The sequence below is a fragment of the Ilumatobacteraceae bacterium genome, assembly GCA_033344875.1.
In the GTDB taxonomy this organism is placed as follows: Bacteria; Actinomycetota; Acidimicrobiia; order Acidimicrobiales; family Ilumatobacteraceae; genus Ilumatobacter.
This window is the reverse complement of the sequence record JAWPMO010000001.1, coordinates 3,301,449-3,325,363: the sequence shown is the minus strand read 5'-3', so window position 1 is coordinate 3,325,363 and position 23,915 is coordinate 3,301,449. Positions and strand designations below refer to the sequence as shown.

At 68.0% G+C, this 23,915-nt stretch carries 17 protein-coding genes; 5 read left to right on the top strand and 12 right to left on the bottom strand.

The features are described 5' to 3' along the window. Window positions 1–37: 37 nt before the first annotated feature. The 3 genes from R8G01_15680 to R8G01_15670 form a co-directional block, all read right to left on the bottom strand. Complete coding sequence (locus R8G01_15680; GenBank protein MDW3215442.1) at window positions 38–739, bottom strand: SWIM zinc finger family protein; 702 nt, start codon at window positions 737–739, stop codon at window positions 38–40. Continuing rightward, window positions 736–3,717 (bottom strand): DEAD/DEAH box helicase, encoded by a 2,982-nt coding sequence (locus R8G01_15675; protein MDW3215441.1) that lies wholly within the window; start codon window positions 3,715–3,717, stop codon window positions 736–738. The genes R8G01_15680 and R8G01_15675 overlap by 4 nt, the downstream gene beginning before the upstream one ends. 63 nt (window positions 3,718–3,780) lie before the next feature. Then, window positions 3,781–4,308: a CAP domain-containing protein gene (locus R8G01_15670; protein ID MDW3215440.1), complete on the bottom strand. Its 528-nt coding sequence runs from the start codon at window positions 4,306–4,308 to the stop codon at window positions 3,781–3,783. Between the two features lie 60 nt (window positions 4,309–4,368). Here R8G01_15670 and R8G01_15665 point away from each other — a divergent pair, with 60 nt between their 5' ends. After that, on the top strand, window positions 4,369–4,794 hold the full coding sequence (locus R8G01_15665; GenBank protein ID MDW3215439.1) for a hotdog fold thioesterase: 426 nt from the start codon (window positions 4,369–4,371) through the stop codon (window positions 4,792–4,794). Window positions 4,795–5,158: 364 nt separating this feature from the next. Here R8G01_15665 and R8G01_15660 read toward each other — a convergent pair whose 3' ends face one another. From R8G01_15660 to R8G01_15635, 6 genes are all read right to left on the bottom strand, one after another. Further along, window positions 5,159–5,986 carry an ABC transporter ATP-binding protein gene (locus R8G01_15660; protein MDW3215438.1) on the bottom strand — a complete coding sequence of 276 codons (828 nt, stop codon included), beginning with the start codon at window positions 5,984–5,986 and terminating at the stop codon, window positions 5,159–5,161. Between the two features lie 118 nt (window positions 5,987–6,104). Further along, window positions 6,105–6,899: an ABC transporter ATP-binding protein gene (locus tag R8G01_15655; GenBank protein ID MDW3215437.1), complete on the bottom strand. Its 795-nt coding sequence runs from the start codon at window positions 6,897–6,899 to the stop codon at window positions 6,105–6,107. 105 nt (window positions 6,900–7,004) lie between these two features. Next, window positions 7,005–8,483 carry an ABC transporter substrate-binding protein gene (locus tag R8G01_15650; GenBank protein MDW3215436.1) on the bottom strand — a complete coding sequence of 493 codons (1,479 nt, stop codon included), beginning with the start codon at window positions 8,481–8,483 and terminating at the stop codon, window positions 7,005–7,007. A gap of 121 nt (window positions 8,484–8,604) precedes the next feature. Next, complete coding sequence (locus tag R8G01_15645) at window positions 8,605–9,912, bottom strand: branched-chain amino acid ABC transporter permease (GenBank protein ID MDW3215435.1); 1,308 nt, start codon at window positions 9,910–9,912, stop codon at window positions 8,605–8,607. A 3-nt stretch (window positions 9,913–9,915) separates the two neighbouring features. Next, window positions 9,916–10,989, bottom strand: coding sequence for a branched-chain amino acid ABC transporter permease (locus R8G01_15640; protein MDW3215434.1), 1,074 nt, complete (start codon window positions 10,987–10,989; stop codon window positions 9,916–9,918). Beyond that, window positions 10,989–12,857, bottom strand: coding sequence for an AMP-binding protein (locus tag R8G01_15635; GenBank protein ID MDW3215433.1), 1,869 nt, complete (start codon window positions 12,855–12,857; stop codon window positions 10,989–10,991). Before R8G01_15635 ends, R8G01_15640 begins: the two co-directional genes overlap by 1 nt. 138 nt (window positions 12,858–12,995) lie before the next feature. On the opposite strand from R8G01_15635, the gene R8G01_15630 reads away from it, so the two are divergent. After that, the gene (locus tag R8G01_15630) at window positions 12,996–14,774 is read left to right on the top strand and encodes an acyl-CoA dehydrogenase (protein ID MDW3215432.1); all 1,779 of its coding nucleotides are present in this window, start codon (window positions 12,996–12,998) and stop codon (window positions 14,772–14,774) included. A gap of 176 nt (window positions 14,775–14,950) precedes the next feature. Then, window positions 14,951–17,467: an AAA family ATPase gene (locus R8G01_15625; protein ID MDW3215431.1), complete on the top strand. Its 2,517-nt coding sequence runs from the start codon at window positions 14,951–14,953 to the stop codon at window positions 17,465–17,467. A 202-nt stretch (window positions 17,468–17,669) separates the two neighbouring features. Here the strand turns inward: R8G01_15625 and R8G01_15620 are convergent, their stop codons facing one another. The 3 genes from R8G01_15620 to hisD form a co-directional block, all read right to left on the bottom strand. Then, entirely contained in the window at window positions 17,670–18,914 is a 1,245-nt protein-coding gene (locus R8G01_15620) for a HAMP domain-containing sensor histidine kinase (GenBank protein ID MDW3215430.1), read from the bottom strand. A gap of 12 nt (window positions 18,915–18,926) precedes the next feature. Continuing rightward, the gene (locus R8G01_15615; GenBank protein ID MDW3215429.1) at window positions 18,927–19,607 is read right to left on the bottom strand and encodes a response regulator transcription factor; all 681 of its coding nucleotides are present in this window, start codon (window positions 19,605–19,607) and stop codon (window positions 18,927–18,929) included. Window positions 19,608–19,685: 78 nt separating this feature from the next. Continuing rightward, window positions 19,686–20,972, bottom strand: a complete 1,287-nt coding sequence (hisD, locus tag R8G01_15610; protein MDW3215428.1) for a histidinol dehydrogenase — start codon at window positions 20,970–20,972, stop codon at window positions 19,686–19,688. A 192-nt stretch (window positions 20,973–21,164) separates the two neighbouring features. Between hisD and R8G01_15605 the strand changes: the two genes are divergently transcribed. Continuing rightward, window positions 21,165–22,439 (top strand): adenylosuccinate synthase, encoded by a 1,275-nt coding sequence (locus tag R8G01_15605; protein MDW3215427.1) that lies wholly within the window; start codon window positions 21,165–21,167, stop codon window positions 22,437–22,439. A gap of 159 nt (window positions 22,440–22,598) precedes the next feature. Beyond that, on the top strand, window positions 22,599–23,912 hold the full coding sequence (purB, locus tag R8G01_15600) for an adenylosuccinate lyase (GenBank protein MDW3215426.1): 1,314 nt from the start codon (window positions 22,599–22,601) through the stop codon (window positions 23,910–23,912). The last annotated feature ends 3 nt before the right edge of the window (window positions 23,913–23,915 follow it).

Genomic DNA, 23,915 nt, shown 5'->3' with positions numbered 1-23,915 from the left:
CCGAACTCGGACCGCCACACAACGTCGACCTCCGGGCTCACTCCCAGCGGATCGCGAGATGGTCGAGCGCGTCGGCGAGCACGTCGGCGAGCAGTGGATCACGGATCAGACCGTGCTCGAGCTCGGTCACCTCGGGGAACTCGGGCGGCGAGGCCCCCGCAGGTGACCGGAGCAGATGTGAGATCGCGTCGAGGTCGGGATCGATCCGAGGCCGCAGCTCGATCACCTCGGCACCCTCGTCGTCGTGATCGTCGTCGTGATCGTCAAGATCCTCGTCGTCGTGATCCTCGTCGTCGTGGCGGGCGGGTCGGAGCTCGGTGACCTCGGCGTCGGGACGGTCGCGCCGCGCGCTGCGACGCCACCGGTCGACGAGTTCGGGGTCGATCGACACCTCGTCGGCGAGAGTGAAGAACGCGGCGACCGCGTGCTTGCACAGATCGGCACCGGTGCCGGTGTCGTCGGGACAGGTGCATTGCGCCCAGACGTCGCGCTTGCCGGGAACGCCCGATCCGCTCGACGCCTCGATCGTGACCACGTACGGCTCGGGACGCGAGCCCTGGATCTCGGCGGTCACCGCGCCGTGACCCACGACGATGTCGATGACCGCGTCGTCGGCCCAGTACCGCTTGCCACGCGCGAGTCGGCCCTGATCGCTCATCTCGGCGGCGAGCACCTTGATCATCGTGCCGAGCAACCGGCCGGGAGGGTTCGGCCCGTACGGCTTGCGGGGGCGGCTCATGTGGCCTCCAGGAGCACCAGCTCCGCCAGATCGTCGGTCGACAGCTCGGAGAGCCACGCCTCACCGGTACCGATCACGGCGTCGGCGATCGCACGCTTCTCGTCGATCACCTGGCCGATGCGTTCTTCGACGGTGCCCTGGCAGACCAGCTTGTGGACGTTGACGGTGCGCTGCTGGCCGAGGCGCCAGGCGCGGTCGGTTGCCTGGTCTTCGACCGCCGGGTTCCACCATCGGTCGTAGTGGATGACCTGGCTGGCCGCGGTGAGGTTGAGCCCGGTGCCGCCCGCCTTCAGCGAGACGAGGAGCAGCGGCGGTGCCTCGCCGGACTGGAACGCCGCAACCATGGCGTCGCGACCGGTGCGCGACACCCCACCGTGGAGGAACGGGGCCGGCATCTCGAACCGTTCTCGGAGGTGGATCTGCAACAGGTCGCCCATCTCGCGGAACTGGGTGAAGACGAGCGCTCGCTCGTCGACGTCGAGGAGCTCGGTGACCAACTCGTCGAATCGGTTGAGCTTGCCCGAGCGTCCGGCCAGCCGTGATCCGTCCTTGAGCGCGTGTGCCGGATGGTTGCAGATCTGTTTCAGACGGGTGAGCGCCGACAGCACCCGGCCCCGGCGCTGCATGCCTTCCATCTCCTTCGCGTCGACCAGGAGTTGATCGACGACTCGCTGGTACAGGGTCGCCTGCTCCTTGGTCAACTGGGCGTACGCGATCTGTTCGATCTTGTCGGGCAGATCGGGCAGCAGCCGGCGGTCGGCCTTGGTGCGGCGCAACACGAACGGTCGGGTGAGCGTGCGCAGGCGCTCGGCCGCCTCGGCGTCGTTGCTGCGCTCGATCGGCCCGGCGTACTGTTCGCGGAACTTGGTTTGGCTGCCGAGCAGACCCGGATTGCAGGCGTCGAGGATCGCCCAGAGCTCGGACAGTCGGTTCTCGACCGGCGTGCCGGTCAGCGCCAGCTTCTGGGCCGCCCGGAGCTGGCGGACGGCCTTGGCCGCCTTGGTGCTCGGGTTCTTGACCATCTGCGCCTCGTCGAGGACGACCGTGGTCCAGTCGACCTCACCGAGCGCTTCGAGGTCGCGGGGCAGCAACCCGTAGGTGGTCACCACGATGTCGGCATCGGCCAGGCCGAACAGAGCCGGCGCGCCCTGCTGCCGACCGGCCCCGTGGTGCACGAGCACGGTCAGGCCCGGGGTGAACCGGTGCGCCTCGGACTCCCAGTTGTGCACGACGCTCAGCGGGCACACGACGAGGTGCGGTCCGGGGCGCTCGACCAGATGGGCCAGCGTCGTCGCGGTCTTGCCGAGCCCCATGTCGTCGGCGAGGCAACCGCCCAGTCCGACGCGAGCCAGGAACTGCATCCAGCCGAGTCCTCGCCGCTGGTAGTGGCGGAGTTCGCCGACGAAGGCATCGGACTCCTCGACCTCTTCGAGCCGCTCGTCGGGCAGGCCGCCGAGCAGCGACCGCACCCAACCCGGGTCGGCCGCCATCGCCTCGTCGGACTGCGGATCGAGCGGGCGTGCGTCACCGGGTTCGCCGCCCGCGACCAGTTCGACCGGCGTCTCACCGTCGGGCGAGTGCCCGGCCGCGAGCCGCAGGAGTTCGACCGCACCGACGGCCTGTTTGCTCGACCGCTGCTGCTCGATGAGCGCCCGGGCCCGCCGGAGCCCGGCCGGGTCGATGCGGACCCAGCGGTGCCCGGCGCGCATCAACGTGGCACCGGCCGCCTCGGCGCGTTCCATGTCGGCCTGGGACACGGGCGTGTCGTCGATGATCGCCTCCCACTCGACGAGCGCCTCCTTGCCGAACCGCGCCTTGCGATCGTCTTTGGGCGAGTCGGTCGCCGTCGCCCGCACGCTGACCCCGGCGGTGACGAGGTGCTCGGGGCCGATCAGTTCGATGCCGAGACGTTCGAGGACCGCCGGCGCGATGTCGATGAAGTCGTCGGCCTCCTCGAGGTCGAGCTCGACCGCACCGGGCTCGTGCTGGGAGGCGAGGTCGGCGAGCCCGGGGACGGCGGGGGCGACGACGTCGCACAGCGAGGTGACCTCGGCGACGAGCACCGGAAGGCGGTGCTCGCCGCCGGCGAGGTCGACCGCTCGGGGCGAGCCGTTCCAGACGTCGTCGGCCGAGCACCACCGACCCGGATCGGCGTCGTCGACGAGTTCGAGCTCGACCAGCCACGGGTCGCCCGGATCGTCGGGCAGCGTCAGTCGCACGCGGCCGCGCACGACGGGCTCGCCCGCCAACCGCAGCCGATGCCGATCGAGCGACCGCGACAGGTCGTCGACCGCGTGGTGGAACTCGTCGGACCCCGAACGGATCACCGGGTCGTGCTTGGCGAGCGCCGTGAACACCGCCCGGAGCGCCTGCACCTCGCTGGACCGCTGGCGTCCGAGGTCGGGTTTCCAGCCACCGTGGTGGAGGACGGCACGCGCCAGGCCGTCGACGAGCGCGCGCAGGATGTCGACGGTCGACGCCGACGAGCCGTTGCGGCAGATCGCCGGTGCGCTGGCGGCGGCGTACGCCAACGCGTCGTCGTACTCGGGTGACAGCACCGGTCGCCATCGGGCGACGGTGAACGGGCCCTCGTCGAGCACCTCGGGGACGACCCGTCGCTGACCGACCAGGCGGACCGCGAACGAGGTCAACCGGGCGAACCAGGCCAGCGACGGCGACAGCTGGTCGCCGGTCGGCGTCTCCGACAGCCAGACCGACGCGCCGAACGGGTCGAGTTGCACGGCGGGCACGGAACGCACGCCGCCCTCGGGCAGTTCGAGCTGGATGCGCCCGAGTTCGCCGTAGCTGATCGGGGAGTCGTGCCAGCCCTGTTCGGCGTCGGCGCTCCAGCGGCTGCGACCGAAGCCGCCGTACAGCCACGCGGCCGACGCCGGCGATTCGCCGTTCCAGCCCCACACGTGGAGCGCACCCGAACGCCAGGAGCCCTGGGCGACGAAGGGCGCACGATCACGGGACACCCCTACGAGGGTACCGACGGGGTGTGGCGCCGACCCGCGGTGCGCGAGGTCGGGAGTCCGACGTCAGCTGGCGACGACGAGCACCCAGTAGGGCACGCCGTCGGACGTCGTCGCGACGCCGACACCCAGGTAGAAGTGCTCGCCGATGATGTGAGGGCGGTGCTCGTCGCTCGCCATCCACGCATCGAACAGCGGCTCGGGCGTTCCGTAACCCCCACCGATCGCCTCGCCCCACGAACGCCAGACGAACCCTGCGCGGTCGAGACGCTCACCGGTGTCGGAACCGTCGGCACCGACGTGCACCATGGCCCGCCGGTCGGCCATGTCGGCGGCGTGCGCCATCGCGGCGGCGGTCACGAGTTCGTGCGGCCGCATGACCGGGAGGCCGCGACGGGCCCGTTCGTCGTTGACGAGTTCGATCACCGCGTCGACGGCGCGTTCGACCGAGGTCTGGTCGGGGCGGAACGGCGGGGCGACGCGGTAGGCCTCACGGCCCACCTCGGCGGGCGCGACGATCGCCGTTGCCGACGCGGCGGCGACCGATCCGACCGCGAGCGCGGTGACGACGATGACCAACCCCGGAGCCCGCATGCGACGCCACGGTAGTCCGCCACCGTCGGCGGACCGCGAGTCAGGTTCTACGATGCCGACATGGATCATCACGCCGTCGCTCGTGCGATGTACGACCGCGACGCGACCGCACCGGCGTTCGGGATCGAGTTGCTCGAGGCCGGGCCGACACGTGCGGTGACCCGGATGCGGATCCGCCCCGACATGTGCAACGGGCTCGCGGTCGTCCACGGTGGGATGACGTTCCTGCTGGCCGACAGTGCGATGGCCTTCGCGAGCAACTCCGAGAACGACATGGCGTTCGCGACCTCGGCCGAGATCGACTGGCTCGCACCCGGCACCGCTGGTCAGTGGCTCACCGCGGTCGCCGAACGGCGGGCAGGCGGCGGGCGCTCGGCGGTCTGGGACGTCACGGTGTCGGCGTCCGACGAACCCGACGGCGACGCCACCCCCATCGCCCTCTTCCGAGGCCGCACCAGAAAGGTCGGCCGCCCCGTCACCGAGTGATCGGAGGGGGTCTGCCCCCTCCGTCGAACCAAAGGCGTCGCGAAACGCCACACGAATCAACCGATCTCAGCTCGCTGGTTCGGGATCGAGGTCGACGCGGTCAAGGCCCCACGACCCGAACCCGAAACCCTCACGAAGCACACGTCGAGCGGCCCACCCCAACCCCGCTGAGCGGTGATCGAGGTGGTCGAGGGCAAGGCGCGACGAACCCGAACAAGGGCGTCGCAACACGCCACACGAATCAACCGATCTCAGCTCGCTGATTGCGGATCGGTTGTGGGGAGCGCAAGGCGCGACGAGCCCTCTCCATCTTGGGATGGAGAGCGGCGAGCCGCAACGAAGCGATCGCCGCAACCGGCCGCAATCAGGCGAATTCGGAGCCGAGGTAGGCGGCGATGACGTCGGGGTTCGCCTGCACCTCGTCGGGGGTACCCATCGCGATCCGCTGCCCGAAGTCGAGCACCATCACCCGGTCGGCGATGTCCATCACGAGCCCCATGTCGTGCTCGACCATGACCATCGGGATGTTCAGCTCGCGCTTGATGTCGAGGATGAAGCGGGCCATGTCCTCGGTCTCTTCGAGGTTCATGCCGGCGACCGGCTCGTCGAGCAGCAGCAGCTTGGGTTCCATCGCGAGCGCTCGCCCGAGCTCGACCCGCTTCTGGAACCCGTAGGGCAGCAGCGCGACCGGGTGCTTGCGCCACTGTTCGATCTCGAGGAAGTCGATGATGTCTTCGACCTTGCGGCGGTTCTCGATCTCCTCGCGCTTGGCCTTGCCGAACCAGAGCGCGCCGTCGAAGATCGAGCCGCTCATCCGGATGTGGCGTCCGGTGAGCAGGTTGTCGATCACGTTCATCTGCGGGAACAGTTCGATGTTCTGGAACGTGCGTGCGATGCCGAGTTCGGCGATCCGGTCGGGGCGGGTGCCCATGATCGATTCGCCCTCGAAGGTGATCGTGCCTTCCTGCGGTCGGTACACCTGACTGATCGTGTTGAAGATCGACGTCTTGCCGGCGCCATTGGGACCGATGATGGCGAACAGCTCTTCGGGGTGGACGTCGAACGACACGTCGTTGATCGCCGTGACGCCGCCGAAGCGGAGCGTGATGTTGCTGACGTCGAGCAGCGGCACTCCGGGTGGCACGTCGGCCGACCGCGTCGGGATCCCCGAAATCGAAATGTCATCGGTCATGAAATGCTCCAGTCGAATCCAGTGACGACCGCAGCCCGGTCCCCGTGTCGGCACCACCGCACGCTGCCAGCGCGAACCGAACGGCGAGGCGCCGCCGAACGGGTGGTGAGGTCGACGATCACGATGCCCACCGCTTCCGGCGCCGGTAGTGCTTGACGTCCTTGAACGACTTCTTCTCGCCTTCGTCGCCGTGGAGGCCGAGGTAGAACTCCTTGACGTCGTCGTCGGCCAGGAGCTTCTGACCGTCGCCGTCCATGACGACCTTGCCGGTCTCCATGATGTAGCCGTAGTTCGCGATCGAGAGCGCCATCATGGCGTTCTGCTCGATCAGCAGCACGCTGGTGCCCTGCTTGTTGATGTCGACGATGATGTCACGGATCTGTTCGATCAGTTTGGGGGCCAGGCCGAGCGACGGCTCGTCGAGCACGAGCAGCTTCGGGCCGGCCATGAGGGCACGTCCGATGGCGAGCATCTGCTGCTCGCCACCCGAGAGGTACCCGGAGACTTGTTTGCGGCGCTCGGCCAGGCGGGGGAACAGGTCCATGACCCGTTCGTACGCCGCGTCGGTCTGCGCCTTGTCCTTGACGGTGATGCCACCGCAGACGAGGTTCTCGTCGACGGTGAGATCGGAGAAGACCCGCCGACCCTCCATCACCTGCGTGATGCCCGACAGCACGATGTCGGACGGCTTCTTGCCGTTGATGACCTCGCCGTTGTACGAGACGGTGCCCTTGGTGATCTCGCCGTTGTGATTGTCGAGCAAGCCGGAGATGGCGCGCAACGTCGTGGTCTTGCCGGCACCGTTGGCACCGAGGAGCGCGACGATCTGGCCGTCGGGGACCTCGATCGACAGGCCGCGCAGCACGAGGATCACGTCGTTGTAGACGACTTCGACGTTGGCGAGTTCCAGCACGTTGGTTGCTCCGTCCGGGTGGTGGTGTGCGTGTGACGAGTGGTCGTCGGGGCGGGATCGGCATCCCGCCCCGACGACTCACTCAGTGATGATGTGCCGGTCAGGTCAGCCGCTGAAGCAGGCTTCCTGGAAGTCGTAGCCCTCGGCGATGCTGCCCGAGTACGGGCCGACCTCGAGAACATGACCGGTTCCGACGTCGTCGTCGCTGACGGTGGCGCCGGCATCGAACTCGTCGAGCACGACGTCGTAGATGTACGACTCACGCACGATGAAGTCGTTCGGCTCACCGAACCAGCTCTGGTCAGGGGCCAGGCCCTTCATGTCGACCTCGACCTCGTTGAACGCCTTCACGACGCCGGCTCGGGTCATGTCGCCGTTGGCCGCGGCCTGTTCGAGCACTGCCTTCGTGGCGAGACCCTCGGTCCAGCCGACGATGTAGGTGTCCGAGAGGACGGCGTCGGGTCGCTTGGCCCGCATGCCCTCGATCATCTCGGTCATGCCTGGTGAATCGATGGCGCCCCACAGCGCGGTGTACGTCGAGTAGTGAAACACCTCATCCGCAATCGGGCCGAGATCGGTCGCCAGCAACTGGTAGTTCCAGGTCGGCGAGTTGCCCGACCAGAGGGCCCGGAGGCCCTGCTGGTACGCACCGCCGAGCACCTCGGCGAGCGTCGTCGGGTTCAGCGTCGCCCAGACCAGGTCAGGATCGGCGGCGACCAGTTCGGTGATGACCGGGGTCTGATCGGAGCCGGGCACCACGGCGCCTTCACCGTCGTACACGATCTCGAGGCCGAGCGCCTCGGCGGCGATCTTGGCGCCCTGCGCACCGTCCTGGCCGTACTCGCCCGGGAACGAGACGATGCCGAGTGTCGTGGCACCGTTCTCGCCCGCCAGATACTCGATGCCGTTCATGGCTTCGATGCAGTAGTTGGTGTAGAGCTCCATGACATTCTGGCCGATCCCCGGGTCGGCGAACCCGGAGTACCACGACAGCGGGATCGCGATGAGGTCGTCGTCGACGAGATCTTCGGCGGTCGCCGCGGTGTGCGGCGAGCCGGTCGACTGGCTGAAGAAGATGACGCCTTCCTCACTCTCGTCGGCCATCTCCGCATAGTTCTCGAGGTGCGTCGGCACGTCGTACGCGTTGTCGATGATGACCAGCTCGACCTGGCGACCGGCGATACCTCCGTTGTCGTTCACGATCTCCCAGAAAACCTGCTGAGCATCGGTGATCTGGGTAACGAGCGGAGCGAAAAGACCCGAGAGGTCGGCGTTGAGGCCGATCCTGATGGTGTCCTCGGTCACGCCGAAATCGGTGACGATCTCCTCGGCCGGCTCTTGCCCACCGGTGTCCTCGCTCGGCTCGTCGGCCGTGTCTTCGGTCGGCTCGTCGGCCGTGTCTTCGGTCGGCTCGTCGGCCGTGTCTTCGGTCGGCTCGTCGGCGGTGTCCCCGGTGGGCTCGTCGGCGGTGTCCTCTGCTGGTGGTTCTGATGGCTCGTCGGCCGCGTCGTCGTCGCCGCCGCATGCCGCTGCAACGAGTGCGAGCGCCACCAGCGGGGCGAACCCCTTGGTCACTTTTCTCATGATTTCCCCCTGTGTATTGGGTTGGGAGGCGACGGGTTGGTCGCCTCACATCTGTTGTCCCCGCTCCCATGGTGGCCCATGTGAGGGGTCGACGTCCGGTCGGTCGACCGAACGTCACGATTCAGTAACTGAACGGCCACCGCTTCCAGTAGTTGCGGATCCGGATCCAGATGCCGTACAGGCCCAGCGGTTCGAAGATCAAGAACACGATGATGAGCGCGCCGTAGAGCACGAGGTTCCAGTCGAACACGTTGAGTGGATACCCGGGTGTCTGGGTCGCCGCCGACACCGGACCCTGGTCGGATCCGTTGGAGATGACCACGTCGGCGACCTTGGCACCGATACCGTCGCCCTCGGTCTTGTCGGCGAGCCACTCGGTGAACGACTCGACGAATTTGGGCGTCAGCACGACGAAGAAGGTGCCCATGACGGTCCCGCTCACCGTGCCGACGCCGCCGATCAGCAGGATCGCGATGAACTCGACCGACAGTGCCAGGCTGAACTGACTGGCAGGCAGCTTGCCCGCGAACGACGCGAACAGCGCACCGGCGACGCCGGCGAAGAACGAACTGGTCGCGAAGGCGATCAGCTTGTACTTGAACTCGGGCACGCCCATCACCTCGGCGGCGATGTCGCGGTCGCGGATCGCCTGCAGCGCCCGACCGGTCCGGGTGCGGGCGATGTTCTTTGCCAGGACGATGAACAGCAGGAACAGCACCGCCAGGAACAGGTACGTCTTCTGGTTGTCGGTCACGTCCAGGAACCCGAACCACGTGCCGTCGTCGTCGATCGAGACGAGCGGGGTCTCCTCCTTCCAGAGCCGGATGTCGTAGGTCGGGAAGTCGCGGCCGAGGCCGGGGTCACCGGCGAGCTTCTTGCCCCAGTTCGTGTTCGACATGTGGATGCCGATGAACACGAGCCCGAGCGTCACGATCGCGAGGTACAGCCCGCGGAGCTTGACCGCGACGGGCGACACGATGATGCCGACGATCGCCGCACCGATGCCGGCGCCCGGCAGCCAGATCCAGATCGGGAGGCTCCAGCCCCACACGCTCGACGTGGCGACGCCGCCGAGGACGGCACCGGTGTACGCACCGACCCCCATGAAGAACGCATGGCCGAGCGACACCTGTCCGGCCATGCCGGTCAGGATGTTGAGGCCCAGCGCGGCGATCGCGAACATGAGCGCTTCGTCCATCGCCCGGAGCCACGAGGAGTCGCCGAGGAACCGCAGCGGCGGGATGCCGTTGGAGATCACCGGGATGTTGCGCAACACCGGCAGATCGGTCGAGGCTGTGATCAAGGGCACGTCGAAGGGAATCAGGAAGAGCACGATGATCGCGATGCCGGCCAACACCTTCTTGGTGTAGGTCGGCAACATCTGCGTCTCTTCTTCATACGACGTGTACAGATTCGGTCGCAGGAACATGACTCAGACCCTCCGAATCTCGGGCGTGCCGAACAAGCCGTAGGGTTTGACGAGCAACCCGATGATCATCACCACGTAGGGCACGATCAGCGGGTAGCCGGAGCCGAGCACCGACGTGTAGCCCGACAGGTACTGGCCGGCGTAGATCTCGGCGGTGCCCACCATCAGGCCACCGATCAGAGCGCCCTGCACCGAGTCGAGGCCGCCGAGGATGACGGCGGGCAGGGCGCGGAACGCGATCAACGACGTGTCCTGGTCGATGGCACCGGTCTGTTTGATCGGCTGCTGCGTGGCGAACAGACCGCCGAGCGCCGCCAGCACTGCACCCGCACCCCACGCGATGGCGAAGACGCGCCCGATGTTGATGCCCTGGGCCATCGCGGCCTCCTGGTCGCGGGCGACGGCTCGCATCGAGATGCCCATCCGTGAGCGGTAGAAGAAGAACACCGCGACGAACGCGACGGCGGCCGTGATCATCGCCGCGAAGTACGACCAGTTGACGAACCCGGCGCCGATGTTGAAGCCGCCATTGCCCCACGGGGCGTCGACGCTGCGGAAGCTGATCTTGACGGCATCGTTGGCCAGCACCCGCAGCGAGATCTCGAGCCCGAGCGTGATCACCGCCACCGAGAACAGTGGCTGCCCGATCATCGGGCGGATCGTCACCCGTTCGATCACGAGGCCGAGCAGTGCGGCGAACCCCAGGGCCACGATGACGCTGAGTCCCCATCGGATCCACTCGGGTCCGCCGAGCTGGTAGATCGGGTTCGGGATCTCCCAGAAGAACCCGATGATCGGCAGGTTCTCGTCGGCGACCATGAACGAGATGAACAGCGCGCCGATCATGGCCAGCGCACCCTGACTGAAGTTGACGACCTCGGTCGCCTTGAAGATCAGGACGAAGCCGAGTGCGATCAGTGCGTACACCGACCCCAGCGCGAGCGACTTGAGCAGGGTCGTGAAGTAGATGTCGGCGCCGGTCGCGAGCTGGTAGGCGCTGAAGACGATGCCGCCGACGAGCAGCGCCAGACCGACGAGGTGACTCGGCTCGGTCGAGTCGAACTTGAGTCTTGCCATCAGTACATCGACTCCACGAGGTCGCCGAACGAATCCATCATCGCCGAACGCTTGAGTTTCTGGGTGGCGGTCAATTCCCCGTCCTCGTGGTCGAGCTCCTTCGGGAGGAGGGCGAACTTGCGGATGTTCTCGACGCGGGCGAACTTCTCGTTCGTCTGGGCGACGACCTGTTCGATCAGTTCGATCACCTCGGGCTTCTCGCTGAGGTCGCGGTAGGTGGTGTACGGCAGGCCGCGTCGCAGCGCCCAGTCACCGACGGTGTCGAACTCGATACCGATCAACGCGGTCAGGTACTTGCGACCTTCGCCGACGACCATCGCCTCGTTGACGTACGGCGAGGTCTTGAGGCTGTTCTCGATCTCGGACGGCGAGATGTTCTTGCCGCCGCTCGTGATGATGATGTGTTTGATGCGATCGACGATGCGCACGTGGGTGCCGTCGACCCACTCGCCGACGTCGCCGGTCATCAACCAGCCGTCGGCCGTGAACGTCTCGGCCGTCTTGTCGGGCTTGTTCCAGTACCCCTTGAAGACACCGTCGTGCTGGGTCTGGATCTCGCCGGTGTCCTCGGCGATCCGGAACCCGATCCCCTGGTACGGTTCGCCGACGGTGCCGAGCTTCATGCGGCCGACGAAGTTGGCGGTCGCGATCGCCGAGTTCTCGGTCATGCCGTACAACTCGTACACGGGCACGCCGAGCCCGATGAAGAACTCGAGCACCTCGGGCGCGATCGCGGCGGCACCCGAACTCGCGTAGCGGCAGCGGCGGAGCCCGAGCCGCTCGCGCAGGGGCCGGAACACGAGGACCCACCCGACGGCGGCGAGCAAGCGTGACGTCACGGTGTGCTCACCCTGGTTCGCGACCTTGATCTTGCCGATCCGTGACGCCAGGTTGAGCCCGAACCCGACCATCTTGCGCTTGAACCACGTCGCGTCGTTCGCACGGATGAGCGCCATCGCGTGCAACTTCTCCCAGATGCGTGGGACGGCGAAGAAGATCGTCGGCTGCACCTCGCGCAGGTTCTCGTTGACGGTCTCGATCGACTCGGCGAAGTTGAGCACCGGACCGGCTCCGACCATCGTCCAGGTGGAGAAGATGCGTTCGGCGACGTGACAGAGCGGCAGGTAGGTGACGATCTGGTCGCTGGGTGTCGGTGCACCGCCCGGCACACGCTCGTCGGCGTTGACGATCTTGTCGATGCAGAATGCCGAGTTCTTGTTGGTGAGCATCGCCCCCTTGGGCGGGCCGGTCGTGCCCGACGTGTACACCAGCGTCATCACGTCGTCGTCGGTGGCGGCAGCCATCCGGTCGGCGACGGCGGTGGGGTGCGCGGCCCGGTGCTCGCGACCCAGTTCGATCAGACTGTCCCAGAACAGCAGCCGCTCGTCGTCCTTGCCGACCATGCCGCGGGGTTCGACGAACAGGATCGTTCGGAGCCCCGGCAGCTCGGCGGGATCGATCTCGTCGACCTTGTCGTACTGTTCCTCGTCTTCGGCGAAGTGCACGGCGGCACCGCAGTCGTCGAGCAGGTACTTGACCTCGGCGGCGGGGTTGGTGGGATAGAAGCCGACCGTGATGCCGCGGACGGCGACCGTGGCGAGATCGAGGATCACCCACTCGGGCCGGTCTTCCGAGTGGATGGCGACCCGGTCGCCGGGTTCGATCCCGAGGGCGAGCAGCCCGTGCGCGACCTCTTCGATCGTCTCCCACAGAGCGCCCCACGTGATCTCGCGCCAGATCCCGAAGTCCTTCTCGCGCATGGCGACCTGATCGGGGGCACGTCGGGCCCAGTCCCTGGCCAGCGACGCGACCGTGGTCACGCCAGTGGTGCCCGATCCCGTCGGCTGCGATTGCTCGGTCAGCGTCATCTCATCCCCCTACGATGCATCGACGACCTGTGTGTCTTCCCCAAGACCAGATCGTGTTGCGGGCAACATAGCAGGGGGTCCCCGCGCAGGATCAAACCCGAGTTTCGGTCGGTGGTCACGATGTGGAAGCCTTTCGGCGTGAGCGACTACACACCACCACTGCGCGACATCCGATTCGTGATGGAACACATCGCGGATCTCGATGAGATCGCGGCGACCGAACTGTTCGGTCACGCCGACCCCGACACGATCCACGACGTGCTCGGCGAAGTGGGCCGGCTGATGGCCGAGGTCGTCGCCCCGACGAACCGTGACGGCGACACGGTCGGCGCCACGTGGCACGACGACGGCACCGTGACGCTCCCCGACAGCTTCACACCCGCGTACGCGAAGTGGGTCGAATCGGGCTTCGGGGCGATGCCGTTCGACCCCGACTACGGCGGCGCCGGCTTCCCCTGGATCACGGCGATCGCCGTCCAGGAGATGCTCACCTCGGCGAACATGGCGCTGTCGCTGTGCCCACTGCTCACGCAGGGCGCGATCGAGGCGATCCACGCCCACGGCTCCGACGAGCAGAAGGCGATGTACCTGCCGAAGATGCTGACCGGCGAGTGGACCGGCACGATGAACCTCACCGAGCCCCAAGCCGGGTCCGACGTCGGCGCCGTCGCGACCAAGGCCCAGCCGCGTGACGACGGTTCGTGGGCGATCACCGGCCAGAAGATCTTCATCACGTGGGGTGAGCACGACGTCGCCGAGAACATCGTGCACCTCGTCCTGGCGCGCACCCCCGGCTCGCCTCCGGGGACCAAGGGCATCTCGATGTTCGTCGTCCCGAAGTACCTGGTCGAGGCGGACGGCTCGCTCGGCGACCGCAACACCGCCACGTGCGTGTCGATCGAGCACAAGCTCGGCATCCACGGTTCGCCGACGTGCGTGATGGCCTACGACGACGCGATCGGCTGGCTCGTCGGCGGTGAGCACGAGGGCATGCGCAACATGTTCACGATGATGAACAGCGCCCGGCTCTCGGTCGGGCTGGAAGGTTTGTGCATCAGCGAGCGTGCGTACCAGCAGGCGCTCCAGTACGCGCAGGACCGCGAACAGGGCCGTGCGGTCGGCGCCCCCGCCGGAGCGTCGAGCCCGATCATCGACCATCCCGACGTGCGTCGCATGCTGATGACGCAGCGCGCGTGGATCGACGGGATGCGGGCGCTGGTCTACACGAATGCCGCCGCGCTCGACCGGGCCGACGCGGCCAGGGCGGCGGGCGAGGTCGACGAGGCGCGGAGCTGGCAGGAGTTGGCCGACCTGTTGATCCCGCTCAGCAAGGGCCTGTGCACCGACGTCGGCAACGAGATGACGTCGCTCGCCCTCCAGATCCACGGTGGCATGGGGTACGTCGAGGAGACCGGCGCCGCCCAGCACTACCGCGATGCGCGCATCGCGGCGATCTACGAGGGCACCAACGGCATCCAGGCCGCCGACCTGGTCGGGCGCAAGCTCGGCATGCGGTCGGGCGGTGTGGTGACCGAACTGCTCGACGAGTTCGACGCGCGGGCCGATGCACTCGATGCCGCCGGCGACACGGGTGCGTTCGGTGAGCGGCTGCGGACCGCGGTCGCCGACGCCCGCCGGGCGACCGAGCACCTCGTTCGCATCGCACCCGGCGATCCCCGGTCGCTGCTCGCAGGCTCGAGCCCCTACCTGCGTCTGCTCGGCACCACGGTGTGCGCCGGTCTGCTGGCCAAGGGTGTGCTCGGCGCCGGTGACGACGCCGATGCGGTGGCCAAACGGGCGAGCGCACGCTTCTTCGGCGAGCAGATCTTGCCGACGGTCGCCGGGCTGCTGCCCGCGATCACCGCCGATGCCGACGCCCTCTACGAACTCGACGCCACCCAACTCGCCACCCGCTGACCCCCAGACGCGGCCATCGCGCTCACCCCGGCCGTGTCGCGATCCTGAGATTCCCAGCCGTACACCCGCGACACGGCCCGTCCCGCACCCGCTGAGGCCGAACGCGCCGAAACGCTGATGTCAGAAAACTTGAGTCGTCACGTGTCAAGATCGGTCGGGACTCGTACACTGACCGCATGGCGTTCGACCCGAAGACCTGGACCGTCAAGACCCAAGAGGCATTTGCCGCCGCGATCGACCTGGCCAAGGCCAAGTCGAACCCCGAGCTGACCCCCGACCACGTCCTCGCGGCGATCGTCGCCCAGGAGGGCACGGTCGTCGCACCCGTCCTCGCCAAACTCGGCCAAGCGCCCAACATGGTGCGCGACCGGGCGACCGAGGCGATCGAACGACTCCCGCAGGCACACGGTGGTGACGAACCCCGGATGAGCCGCGAGCTCAACAACGTCACCGACCGAGCGACCCAGTTCCGCAAGGACCTCAAAGACGACTACCTGTCGGTCGAGCACCTGCTCCTGGCGATGAACGACCGACTCGGCGTCGGCAGCGAGGAGCTGCTCGGCGTCCTGAAGGAGGTGCGCGGCAGCCACCGCGTCACCGACCAGAACCCCGAGGAGAAGTTCGCCGCGCTCGACAAGTACGGCCAGGACCTCACCGCTCGCGCCGCCGAAGGCAAGATCGACCCGGTCATCGGGCGCGACGACGAGATCCGCCGCGTGATCCAGGTGCTCAGCCGTCGCACGAAGAACAACCCGGTGCTGATCGGCGAACCCGGCGTCGGCAAGACGGCGATCGTCGAGGGGCTCGCCCGCCGCATCTCCGACGGTGACGTGCCCGAGGGCCTCAAGGGCAAACGGCTCATCTCCCTCGACGTCTCGTCGATGCTCGCCGGGGCCAAGTACCGCGGCGAGTTCGAGGAGCGGCTCAAGGCCGTCCTCAAGGAGATCACCGATGCCGCCGGCGAGGTCATCACCTTCGTCGACGAACTCCACACGATCGTCGGGGCCGGCGGCGGTTCCGAAGGCGCGATGGACGCCGGCAACATGATCAAGCCGATGCTCGCCCGTGGCGAACTCCGCATGATCGGCGCGACGACGCTCGACGAGTACCGCAAGCACGTCGAGAAGGATCCGGCGCTCGAGCGCCGGTTCCAGCAGGTCTACGTCGGTGAACCCTCGGTCGAGGACACCGTCGGCATCCTCCGCGGACTCAAGGAGCGGTACGAGGTGCACCACGGCGTCCGGATCCAGGACTCCGCGCTCGTCAGCGCGGCCGTGCTGTCCAACCGCTACCTGACCAACCGCTTCCTGCCCGACAAGGCGATCGACCTCATGGACGAGGCCGCCTCGAAGCTGCGGATCGAGATCGACTCGATGCCGACCGAGATCGATGTCGTGCAGCGACGCATCCTCCAACTCGAGATCGAACAGGTCGCGCTCGAGAAGGAGAGCGACGACATCTCGCGCGAACGCCTCGATGCGCTCCACGACGAGCTCGCCGACCTCAACGTCCGACTGGCCGAGATGAAGCAGCACTGGGAGGGCGAACGTCAGGCGATCGACGCGATCCGCAACCTGAAAGAAGAACTCGAGCACCTGCGCAACCAGCTCGAGCGCGAGACCGACCTCAACGTCGCCGCCGAGATCCGCTACGGCCGGATCCCCGAACTCGAACGTCGGATCGACGAGGCGACCGCGCATCTCGACGAGCTGCAGGGTTCGGAACGGATGCTCAAGGAAGAGGTCGACGCCGAAGACATCGCCGAGGTCGTGTCCAAGTGGACGGGCGTGCCGCTCAGCCGGCTGATCGAGTCGGAGATGGCCAAGCTGATCCACCTCGAGGACTCGCTCCACGAGCGCGTGATCGGTCAGGACGACGCCGTGCGGGCGGTCGCCAACGCCGTCCGCCGCAGCCGGGCCGGTCTCGCCGATCCCGATCGCCCGATCGGGTCGTTCATGTTCCTCGGCCCCACCGGCGTCGGCAAGACCGAGCTGGCGCGTGCGCTCGCCGAGTTCCTGTTCGACGACCAGCGGGCGATGGTCCGCATCGACATGGGCGAGTACATGGAGAAGCACGCCGTCAGCCGCCTGATCGGAGCTCCCCCCGGGTACGTCGGTTACGACGAGGGTGGCCAGCTCACCGAAGCCGTGCGCCGCCGCCCGTACTCGGTCGTGCTGCTCGACGAGATCGAGAAGGCTCACCCCGACGTGTTCAACACCTTGCTCCAGGTGCTCGACGACGGTCGCCTCACCGACGGCCAGGGCCGCACGGTCGACTTCACCAACACGGTGCTGATCATGACGTCGAACCTGCCCGGTGACCCGGCCGACCACTTCAAGCCCGAGTTCATCAACCGGGTCGACGACATCATCCGGTTCGCGTCGCTCGACGAAGCGGCGGTGCGCGAGATCGCGACCATCCAGGTCGAACGGCTCCGCGCCCGGCTCACCGACCAACGCATCGGGCTCGAGGTGTCCGACGATGCGATGGCGGTCCTCGCCGCGCTGGGTTTCGATCCGGCGTTCGGTGCCCGGCCGCTCAAGCGGGTGATCCAACGCGAGATCGGCGACCGCGCCGCCCTGCTGATCCTCGACGGGGCCGTCACCGACGGGGGCACCCTCGTCGTCGATGCGTCGGGCGAGTCCGACGATCGCCGGCTCGAGGTCTCGGCATCGACGCCCGACCCGGCCTGACGGCCCGGCCGTCACCCCGGCGGCCGCACTCCCGCCGGTTCCGCCCTCATTTTGCCGAGACTTGACATCGAGTTGTCGGCAGATCCAGGTCGGGTGCGCCAAGATGTTGGCGTTTCCTTCCGCTCGCCGTCTCCAGAGATCCCGCCTTCTGGAGACGGCGACTGGTTTTTTCGGGGCAGTGCCGACGGTGCCGCCGACCGACTCAGCCGGCGACCGGGCCGATGTCGCCCCTGACGAGTTCGAGCCGCAGTCGCAACGGGTTGTTGCCCACCACCGACAGCGCGCCACCGTCGACCTGGGCCAACCGCCGCGCCAGGGCGAGCCCGCGGCCGTGCTTGGCCGACGGATCGACCGGTCCGTCGAACACCGACGACAGTCGCGCCTTCGACATGCCCGAACCCTGGTCGATCACCACGACCGACGGCCCGTCGATCATCAATGTGACCGCACCGGCACCGTGCTTGAGCGCGTTGTCGATCAAGATGTCGAGCACCTGACCGGTCAACCCTTTCGTCCCGAACACCGGCGGTGCCGGGTTGGACGTGATCACCGAGATGTGGCGGCGGACCGCCTGGAACCTCGGCTGCCATTCGTCGGCGTGGTCGTTGATGATCGTGGCGAGGTCGAACACCTCACGCTCGTTCGTGGTCCGGTTCCGAGCCGCGGCGAGGAGGTCGTCGATCGTCGCGTTGAGCTGGTCGGTCTGACGGAGGCCCTCGGACGCATCGGTCGCCACCAGCGCATCGGGGTGCAGGCTCAGTAGCTCGAGGCGCATCGCGATCCCGGCGATCCCGGTGCGGAGCTGATGGGTCGCGTCGGCGGTGAAGTGCCGCTCGTTCGCCAACATCGTCTCGACCCGCATCGCACTCAAATCGAGCGACGATCCGATGTGGTCGATCTCGGGGATGTGCGTCGGGGTGAACGGTCGCCGGCTGAAGTCGCCGTCGCCGATCCGGCCGGCGCGCAACGCCAGTCGCTCGAGTGGACGCGCCAACTGTCGGGCCTGCACCGCCGCCAGACCGGCCGCGGCGACGATCGCGCCCAGCGCGAGCAGGAGCAGGATCCGGAGCTGGCGGCGGAAGTCCTCGTTCAGCGGATCGGCGGCCGTCGACAGGCTGAACGACGTGCCATCGGCCGCCGCGAGCTTGACGTTGCGGGTGGACGAGGTGCCGCTCGCCAGGTCCTGGACCGCCCGGGCGCCGTCGTCCTCGATGACCACCAGCGCGTCACCGGGAAGGATCAGATCGACGAGTTCACCGTCGGTCAGTTCCTCACCGCGAGCGCTCGCTCGCTCCCAGGCGTCGACCAGGGATTGCGCATCGCTGTTCAGCCTGACGTTGAGCTGCTCCTCGGCGGCGTCGAACACGATCTTGCCGACCGGCACGGCGAGCGCGCCGAGCACGACGAGCACGATCGCGATCGTGGAGATGACGAGCCGACGCCGCATGGTCGGTTCGGGTCAGCCCTCGAACCGGAATCCCACACCTCTGACGGTCACGATCAGCGACGGCGGATCCGTGTCGTCGCCGATCTTGCGGCGGAGGGTGGAGATGTGCGTGTCAAGCGTGCGAGTCGAACCCCAGTAGTTCTCGTCCCACACCGACGCCATGATCTGTTCGCGGGTGAAGGTGGCGTCCGGCTTGCTCATCAACAGCGCGAGCAGGTCGAACTCCTTCGACGTCAGTTCGAGTTCGTCGCCGTCGAGGTACGCCCGACGGGACTCGGTGTTGACGCGCAGTGGGCCGCCGATGATCTCGCGCGGCATCTGGTTCGCGGCTTCGGCGACCCGGAGCCGGGCCTTGATCCGAGCGACCAGCTCCGCGAGCCGGAACGGCTTGGGCACGTAGTCGTCGGCGCCGGCACCCAGACCGACGATCACGTCCATCTCCTCGGCGCGGGCCGTCAACATGATGATCGGCAGCTCCGGTCGCTCCTCGCGGACCTTGCGGCACACGTCGAGTCCGTCGATGTCGGGGAGCGTGAGGTCGAGCAGCATGAGGTCCGGGCGTCGTGCGGTCAGCAGCTCGAGACCCTCGAGACCGCTCGATGCGTGGACGGCTTCGAACCCTTCGGTGCCGAGTACCCGGAGCAGCGGCTCGCTGATCCGCTCGTCGTCCTCAACCAGCAAAATGGTCGTCACATGTTGCAGCGTACGCCACGTCGGCGGTCAGATCACGCGACGTGCGCGCCTTCGCCCGCCGGGAGTGGTCGAATCGGGTCAGCGGCGGCGGTGGATCGCCGCCGCGTGCGCCGGAAAACCCTCGTGGTCGGCGAGCGCGATCACCGAGTCGGACATGCGGTCGAACGCCACCCGGTCCGCCCGCGCGATCGCGGTCCGTTTGAGGAACGTCGCGGCGGTGATCCCCGAACTGACGTGCGCGAACCCGCTCGTCGGGAGTGAGGCGGGGCACCCGATCACGAAGTTCGCGGCGCTGAACGGGGTGTGCTGGCCGATCAGGATCTCGCCCGCGTTGACCAGTCCGCCGACGACCTCATCGACCCGGTCGTCGGCGACGGCGACCTGCAGGTGCTCGGGCGCGTACGCGTTCGCGATCTCGACGGCGACGCCCAGGTCACCGACCACGACGGCGCCGCCGTTGGGCCCGAGTGCGGCGCGTGCCGCCTCGGCGCGCGCCTCGGGGAGTTCATCGATCTGTCGTGCGAGGTGCTCGTCGGTGGCCGCGACGAGGTCGGCGCTCGGGGTCAGCAGGACCACGGAACTGTCGGTGCCGTGTTCGGCCTCGACCAGCAGGTCGGCCGCGAGACGCATCGGATCGGCCGACTCGTCGGCGATGACGACGCTCTCGGTCGGACCGAGCAGCATCACCGTCGAGACGCCGTGTCGCTGCATCTCGACCTGGGCGATCGTGACGGCCGGCGAGCCGGGCCCCATCACCTTGGCGACCCGGGAGACCGTGTGCGTGCCGAACCCGAGCGCTGCGATCCCGGCCGGGCCGTTGACGCGCACGAGGTCGCGGAGCCCCAGCTTGCGGCACACGACCCGGACCGCCGGGTCGACCTCGCCCGAACCACCCGGCACCGGCGGCACGACCACGGTGACCGCGGGGACGCCGGCGACGACGGCGGGCACCGCGAGTTGGTAGGTGACACTCGGATAGCTGGCCTTGCCCGACGGCGTGAAGAGGCCGGCCGACGAGATCGGTGTGATCTTCTCGCCGACGGTCAAGCCCGGTTCCGACTCGAACGACCAGTCGTCGAATCGGGCGAGTTGCTGTTCGTTGAACGCCCGCAGATGGGCGATCGCATCGTCGATCGCCGCGTCGACCTCGTCGGACACCCTCGCCGAGTCGAGCTCGTCATCGGACACCCGCAGACCGTCGGGCTCGATCTCGATCCCGTCGAAGCGGGCCAGCGCGTCGCAGACCGCGTCGTCGCCACGTTCGCGCACATCGTCGATCAGGCCGCCGATCGACGCCCGGAGCCCGGGCTCGAAGATGTCGTCGAGCCCTCGGGCGAGGAGCGCGACCCGAGCCGTCTCGTCCATGTCCGACCACCGTTGAAGCCGCAGCACACTCACGCGTCTCACGGTACCGGCCGATCTCCGACGCAGTGGCGGTGGTTCCTCCCTGGGCACACCGGACAAATCGTTCAGAACCGGCCGCGGAAGCGGTGCTGCGGGATCGTGCGGAGTAGAGTCATGCCACGTTCCAGTCCGAACTCTCCGGGGAGCGTGCCCATGCCCGTCACCGTCGTCGTCGGCGCCCAATGGGGTGACGAAGGCAAGGCCAAGATCATCGACCTGCTCTCGAAGGAGCACACCTATGTGGTGCGCTACCAGGGTGGTCACAACGCCGGTCACACCGTCGTGGTCGACGATCAGAAATACGCACTCCAGCTCATCCCGAGCGGCGTGCTGTACGACCATGTCGTCCCCGTGATCGCGAACGGTGTCGTCGTCGACCTGCCGACGCTGTTCAACGAGATCGACACGCTCGAGGGCCGCGGCATCTCGTGCGCCGAGCTCAAGGTCTCGACCCTCGCCCACCTGATCTTCCCGTGGCATCAGGCCCACGACGCGATCGCGGAGGCGATGCGCGGCGACGACAAGATCGGCACCACCCTCAAGGGCATCGGACCGGCCTACGCCGACAAGGCGCGCCGCGTCGGCGTGCGCGTCGGCGAAGTCGTCGACCCCGAGCGGTTCGCGGCCACCGTCCGCGCCCGCGCGATCGCCGAGAACTCCCTGATCGAGCACGCCGGCGGCGAGCCGCTCGACGTCGACCAGATCGTGGCCCGGTTCGTCGCGTTCGGCGAGCGGTTGCGGCCGTACGTCGCCGACACCGTCACGCTGCTGCACGACGCGCTGGCGAGCGGCGCGGAGATCCTGCTCGAGGGCGCGCAGGCGACCTTCCTCGACCTCGACCACGGCACCTACCCCTATGTGACGTCGTCGAACCCGACCGCCGGTGGCGCCTGCGCCGGAAGCGGACTCGGCCCACGCGACATCAGCCGCATCGTCGGCATCACCAAGGCGTACACGACCCGTGTCGGTGCCGGACCGTTCCCGACCGAACTGCTCGACGACGACGGCGAGACGCTGATCGACGTCGGCCGCGAGTTCGGCACCGTGACCGGCCGCCGACGGCGCGCCGGCTGGCTCGACTGCGTGATGCTGCGCCAGGCCGTCCGCCTCAACAGCCTCACCGAGATCGCGCTCACCAAGCTCGACATCCTCGACGGGTTCGACGAGGTCAAGGTCTGCACCGGCTACCGCCTCGACGGCGAACCGATCGACTACTACCCCGACATCTCCGATGTCCTCGGCGCGGTGGAGCCGGTGTACGAGACGCTGCCCGGTTGGAAGACCGACCTGTCGCGGATCCGTGAGACCGGCGAACTCCCGCCGGCGGCCAAGGCGTTCCTCGCCCTGGTCGAGCAACAGGTCGGCGTGCCCGTCAACGTGGTGGGCGTCGGCGCCGAACGCGACGACTACCTGCTCTGGTCTGCCTGACGTGACGTCCGCCGACGCACCCACGTCCTCCGCCGGCTCCCCGGGGATCGGCCACCGACCCCACCGTGTCGCGAACCCGGGACGCACGCTCCCCAGACCGCGACACGGCGGCGTCACCGGCACCGGCACCGGCACCGGCACCGGCACCGGAGGAATCCGATGATCCCGCGCTACTCCACCCCCGAGATGACGGCGGTCTGGTCGGACACGTCGAAGTGGGCGCGGTACCTCGAGGTCGAACTCTTGGCGACCGAGGCGCACGTCGAGATCGGCGTCGTGCCGGCCGACGACGCGGCGGCCTGCCGCGCCAACGCACCGGTCGCCGACGACGCGTTCGTCGCCGCGATCCTCGAACGCGAGGCCGTGACCGACCACGACGTCGCCGCGTTCGTCGACGTCGTCCAGGGTTCGATCACCGCCGGCGGCGCCGAGGAAGCCGGCAAGTGGATCCACTACGGGCTGACCTCGTCCGATGTCGGCGACACCGTCCTGTGCTGGCAGATGACCGACGCCGCCGACGCCCTGATCGACGAGTCGGGGCGGCTGCTCCAGACGCTCCTCGGCCTCGCGGACGAGCACCGCGACACCGTGATGATCGGACGCACCCACGGCGTCCATGCCGAACCGACCACGTTCGGTGCCAAGCTCGCCCTGTGGGCGCTCCAGGTCGACCGCGACCACACCCGACTCCAGGCTGCTCGCGAGTCGATCGCTGTCATGAAGCTCTCGGGCGCCGTCGGCACCTACTCGAACATCGCACCGTCGGTCGAGCGGTTCGTCGGCGACGCACTCGGACTCCGTCCCGTCCCCGCCACCCAGGTGATCGCCCGCGACCGCCACGGTGAGTTCCTCTACGCGTGCGCTTCGATCGGTGCCACCTGCGAGCTGATGGCGGTCGAGCTGCGCCATCTGCAACGAACCGAGGTCCGCGAGGTCCAGGAGGGATTCAAACCGGGTCAGAAGGGTTCGTCGGCGATGCCGCACAAGCGCAACCCGATCTCGGCGGAGACCATCACCGGTCTGTCGCGGGTGCTGCGTTCGAACCTGCTCGCCGGGTTGCAGGACGTCGCGCTGTGGCACGAGCGCGACATCTCGCACTCGTCGGTCGAACGTGTGGTGCTGCCCGACTCATCACACATGGCCCACTACGTGATGCGCCGCATGGGTCGGTTGCTGTCGAATCTCGTCGTGTTCCCGGACCGCATGCAGGCCAACCTCGACGCCAGCTACGGGCTCGTGTTCAGCCAGCCGGTGCTGCTCGGACTGGTCGCCTCGGGGATGAGCCGCGACGACGCATACCGGATCGTGCAGCGCAACGCGATGCGAGCCTGGGACGAGGGCACCGACTTCCGCTCGCTGCTCGAGGCCGACGACGAGGTGCCCAACGAACTGCTCGACGACGCGTTCGACCTGCGGCGCAGCCTGCGCAACCTCGACGTCGTCTTCGACGAACTCGCCGCCCTCCGGACCTGACGC